Annotated in this window: 1 pseudogene; it reads right to left on the reverse strand. The window is 54.5% G+C overall.

Annotated features, from left to right (window positions below):
- Positions 1–815, reverse strand: a pseudogene (locus WKT12_RS16430) (hypothetical protein); the annotation flags it as partial.
- Positions 816–957 lie beyond the last annotated feature (142 nt).

A 957-nucleotide genomic window follows, 5' to 3' on the forward strand; every position in this document is an offset into this window, starting at 1 on the left:
GAGAAAGGAATCTCCTGCAGGCCCTGCTCCGAATGGTAAAGGAACAGACGGAAACGATCTCCGGACTCGTGGGAAAGAATACGGCACACCAGTCGGCCGCGACCGACAACGGCCTGCAACGCAGCTCCCTCCGCCTGTGTTTGCAGGGGGAAGGTATGACCCGCACCGTGATACACGGACAACAGGCGGTACTGACGGCCGGGCTCAGGGTGGAACGAGATACGTCCCAGGCCGGAAGAAGGAACGCCGACCGCACGGGCCACCGTATCGTTTTTCTCATCCAGCAGGTATGAGCTCGCATCGGTGACCGGGAAGCCGTCGTCGTCCGTCAGCTGGAACACCACATTCTGGAGAAAGCCCTCCAGCAAACGGCCGCCTTCGGGGAAGAAACGGGCATGAAGTTCACGGGCATACTCCTCTTTATCGGGATGTGCAATCCCCAGCAGGAAAGGAGTTACGCTAAAGCTTTCTTCCCAAAAGTTCTGCATCCAGCGGGTATAGGCACGCAGGTAGCACACCCCCGGATTCCAGTCCACATCCGTCAGCAGCACCGTCTGAAAGAAGCCGCTCGCATCGCAGGCAATCTTCTGGCGCAACAGGACGGAGTCTTTCGGACTGATGCACTCCAGATACACATAGCGGCTGGAGGGATAGAAACGGTCCGAGGAAAAGAGCTGGCCTGCTACCCGCAGGGTGTCACCCGGAACGCAGGTTTCCTTGTCGGGAGAAAGAAAGATACGCTCGGTATGGATATTCTGGGAAAATACTGTCTGCTGGAAGACCAGCAGACAAAGCAGTAAGAGTAATCGATTCATAGCGGTCAACAATTTGAATTCGTAAGACAACTGATATGCAGTTTCACATCACTACCTTCCTAACGAATACTCACGGGAAGGTAGATTGAATTAGACCGACAAAGGCTTGTCGGAGGAACTTATCTCGGTTTTTCTCCTTAAA

Source organism: Phocaeicola sp. HCN-6420, assembly GCF_037890145.1.
Taxonomy (GTDB): Bacteria; Bacteroidota; Bacteroidia; order Bacteroidales; family Bacteroidaceae; genus Phocaeicola.